Source organism: Bartonella sp. AP58NXGY (assembly GCF_042195785.1).
Taxonomy (GTDB): Bacteria; Pseudomonadota; Alphaproteobacteria; order Rhizobiales; family Rhizobiaceae; genus Bartonella.
On record NZ_JBHIOY010000332.1, the window covers coordinates 1 to 292 of the forward strand.

A 292-nucleotide genomic window follows, 5' to 3' on the forward strand; every position below is an offset into this window, starting at 1 on the left:
TCCCCCAAACAAGATCACGAGCACCAGCAGGTCGACCATCATTAAACTTTAAATCATCGCGCAAATGAAAAATAATCACTGTACTCTGGTCATCGCTTGCAACATCCCAACTCTTTGCCAAAGAAGGAACGATTTTAGCTTCATCATTTTTAGCAGAATCAACCAAATTGTCACAAACATTGACAACAATTTCAGCGCCATACCGATCATTGAGCTGCGCAGGATCAAAATTACTAATCGCATCAAGATCCCAAGCCATCACGAGGGTATCGGCCGGTGTTTTGGCTGCAAC

At 43.5% G+C, this 292-nt stretch carries 1 protein-coding gene; it reads right to left on the reverse strand.

Annotated features, from left to right (window positions below; translation table 11 throughout):
• Window positions 1-292: ABC transporter substrate-binding protein (locus ACFINC_RS11230; protein WP_375617255.1), on the reverse strand; the 292-nt coding region annotated here is incomplete at both ends.